The following is a 3,470-nucleotide window of genomic DNA, read 5'->3' as shown; positions in this document are numbered from 1 at the left end:
GTTCTTTGAAGGTTACGCAACGCGCAGAAGTATATTTAAGGAGATAACTCTCTTATTCGTAACCTATTACCATAATGAGCGAATAACCTATGCTCATTTTCAATATCTTAGACCTTTTTCATAACTTCTAGGAACAAAGATAATATAAAGGTATCAATAAAAGCAAAAAAAGCTGTTATTTATCAAAAAAAACACGGGAAGGCTTGCACAGGAACGGAACTTACGCTAAATTTGCATTGTAAACATTACAAATTTATATTGAACATGGTTAACAAAGAGGCTTTGGATACATTGCAGAAATATGGGATTCACCCCTCCGTACAACGCATAGCAATTATGGATTATTTGCTTAAGAATCATACGCATCCCACAGTGGATGAGGTGTATGTGGCTTTGTGTAAAGTTATACCTACGTTGTCTAAGACGACCGTGTATAACACTTTACGGCTTTTTTCCGATCATGGAGCTGCCTTGATGTTGACCATTGATGAGAAGAAAGTTTGTTTTGACGGGGTAATTGTTCCCCATGCGCATTTCATGTGCAAGAGGTGCGGAAAATTATTCGATGTGGCTCTTCCGGAAAGTTTGAAAGACTTTTTACCGGCAGGCTCGGACTTTAAGGTGGACGAAGCGCATGTCTATTATAAAGGTGTATGTAAAGCCTGTGCGATGGAGGCATGAGCCTGAAGGGCACGGGCAGAGAAATAATAAGAACGAATGTGTAATTTAAATTAAAAACGGAAGAAAATGAAAAAGAAATTTGTGTGTACAGTATGTGGTTACATTCATGAAGGCGAAGAAGCTCCGGCACAGTGCCCGCAGTGCAAGGCTCCGGCTTCAAAGTTCAAGGAATTGGTAGATACGGAATTGACTTTCGTGACCGAGCATGTTATCGGCATTGCCAAGGACGTTGACCCTGAAATCAAGAAAGGTTTGCAGGCAAACTTTGAAGGAGAATGCACCGAAGTGGGCATGTACTTGGCCATGAGCCGTCAGGCTGACCGTGAAGGCTATCCTGAGATTGCGGAAGCTTTCAAGCGTTATGCTTTTGAAGAGGCCGACCATGCTTCCCGTTTCTGCGAATTGTTGGGCGACATGGTTTGGGACACGAAGACCAACCTGAAGAAGCGTATGGAGGCTGAAAGCGGTGCTTGCTCCGGCAAGATGGATTTGGCCAAGATGGCTAAACAGCAGGATTTGGACGCCATTCACGACACTGTGCATGAAATGGCAAAGGACGAAGCTCGCCATGGCCGTGGTTTCGCCGGTTTGTACAACCGTTACTTCGGCGACAAGTAACCATCTTGTGGTATTAGTCCGGATGTCGTAGCATATCCGGCAGAAAAATCCCGTGAAGTTGGATGCCTGGCTTCACGGGATTTGTATTAAATGTCATGACAGCCTTTTGAGTATAGGATGAAAGGATGTAGCGAACGGCTGTTCTTTCGGATATGTCGGTAAGCTTGACAAAAAAAGGCTTGCATGAGAGCGGTTTATCATCTTGCGGCAAACGGAAAATCGTTTGCCTGAGAATGAAAAATCAATCTCAGGCGAATGATTTTTCATTTAGCGCACATTTTTACGCTGTATTCAAGAGTCTGGAAAAGAGGAATATAGAAAAATGCAGGGGCTTTTTTCCCGGCAGAAAAAATTTTTGACGCAAAGGGAGGGAATGGGAATGATAAAAAAACGACGGGCGGTTTATTCGTAGTCTTTCAGTCGTTTGGGATTTTTCGGGAACCAACCTTTCAGCACCCGTTTGCGTTGGTCGAACACTTCGAGTATCCCCCAAAAGGAAGAGAACGATATGACACCGAAAATGATACTCAAGTACACGTTTTCCACATAGAGGGACAAACCGGCACATAGGATTCCCGTCACGAGGAAAGCCCACCAGCATCGGGTTCCGAAATAGTATTCGCCCTTGATGACTAAAGGATGGAACAGGCCGATAATCAGGAAGGTGGCCAAGCCGATAAGTATGCCTACGTAGTTCATTGCGTTTGCGTGTATTTAGTTTGTAGGATGCAAAGTTAAGATTTTATTTCTATATAGCAAGTGTTGCATGAGACCTCGCACGAATAAATAGAGGAGAAAAGCCAGCCAAAGTGCGTGGTTTTGCCATATAGGGAAGAGGCTGAGGTAGACGCTGAAAAAAGTCAGGGTGGCGCCCAACATGGACAGGAGCATATAGCGTGTGGCCGTGAGTCCGATGAAAACACCGTCCCAAATGAATGCCGAGAGACCTGCAAAGGGGATGAGGACAGCCCAAGGCAGGTAGTCGGAAGCTGTGGCGACGACATAGGCTTCGTCGGTGAGCAGGTTCATGAGAGCCTTTCCGCCGGCCATATAGAATAAGGTGAAGGTCAGTGCCACGCCGCATCCCCAAAGAAACAGGTTACGGATGACTTTTTTCAGGGCCTGGTAATCTCCCGCACCGGCACATTTGCCCGAGAGGGCTTCTCCGGCAAAGGCGAAACCGTCCATGAAATAAGAATAGAGGGTGAAGTATTGCATCAGCAAGGCATTGGCCGCTAAGATATATTCCCCTTGACGGGAACCGGCGGAGGTGAAATAGAGAGTGACGCACACGAGGCAAAGGGTGCGCAGGAAAATGTCGCGGTTGACACTGAAGAAACGGCGAATGGCGTTTTTCCGGAATACGGAAGAGGGGAGGAATGCAAAAGGAAGGCCGAGCCTACGGTGCATACGGTGGCAATAATATAGGGAAAGCGCCAGTCCGCAATATTGGGCGATGGCTGTCCCCAAAGCCACTCCGGCCACGTCCATGTGCCATACGAAGACAAAGGACAGGCTGGCCGCTATGTTGACGAGGTTTTGGACGATGGCCACGTAGAGCGGGTATTTTGCATTTTGCAATCCGATGAACCATCCGGTCATACTGTAAAGCCCAAGCACGGCAGGGGCGCCCCATACGCAGATTCTAAAGTATACCGAAGCAAAATCCGCCACAGCTTCCGTGGGCGACATGACGGACAGGGCCAGATGAAGTAACGGGCCCTGCAGGAGGAGGATGAGGATGGCTATGCCCGTGGAGGTGGCCAAGGAACGATAAAGCAACAGTTGCATTTCTTGTTTATTGCCGGCACCGTAGGCTTGTGAAGTCATCCCGCTGGTTCCCATCCGCAGGAATGCAAAAATCCAATAGATCATATTGAATATCGTACCGCCGATGGCTATGGCACCGATATACGAAGCGGCACCGAGATGTCCCGCAATGGTCAGGTCTATCAGCCCGAGCAGGGGAACGGTGATATTGGAAAGGATGGACGGGAGAGCGATGTGCAGTATCTCTTTGTGGTATGACTTATTCATGACGGTCATTTGTTGGCTGAATAAAAACAAAGGCACTGTCAACTCGCTGAAAGCTTGTTTTACAGTGCCTTTTCTGATGGTCGGGGTAGCGGGATTCGAACCCACGACCCCCTGCTCCCAAAGCAGGTGCGCTA

Annotated in this window: 4 protein-coding genes; 2 read left to right on the top strand and 2 right to left on the bottom strand. The window is 47.5% G+C overall.

From position 1 onward, the window contains the following. Positions 1–264 precede the first annotated feature (264 nt). Together AC5RDV_RS13320 and AC5RDV_RS13315 are read left to right on the top strand one after the other, a co-directional pair. Positions 265–681: a Fur family transcriptional regulator gene (locus AC5RDV_RS13320; protein ID WP_040603110.1), complete on the top strand. Its 417-nt coding sequence runs from the start codon at positions 265–267 to the stop codon at positions 679–681. Positions 682–747: 66 nt separating this feature from the next. Then, positions 748–1,299: an NADH peroxidase gene (locus AC5RDV_RS13315; protein WP_008622918.1), complete on the top strand. Its 552-nt coding sequence runs from the start codon at positions 748–750 to the stop codon at positions 1,297–1,299. Between the two features lie 402 nt (positions 1,300–1,701). Here AC5RDV_RS13315 and AC5RDV_RS13310 read toward each other — a convergent pair whose 3' ends face one another. Both AC5RDV_RS13310 and AC5RDV_RS13305 read right to left on the bottom strand, forming a co-directional pair. Next, positions 1,702–1,998: a DUF4491 family protein gene (locus AC5RDV_RS13310; protein ID WP_008622916.1), complete on the bottom strand. Its 297-nt coding sequence runs from the start codon at positions 1,996–1,998 to the stop codon at positions 1,702–1,704. Positions 1,999–2,013: 15 nt separating this feature from the next. Continuing rightward, entirely contained in the window at positions 2,014–3,345 is a 1,332-nt protein-coding gene (locus tag AC5RDV_RS13305) for an MATE family efflux transporter (protein WP_282747869.1), read from the bottom strand. Positions 3,346–3,470: the final 125 nt, after the last annotated feature.

This window comes from Paraprevotella sp. (genome assembly GCF_986071375.1).
This window is presented reverse-complemented; position numbering and strand designations above follow the sequence as displayed.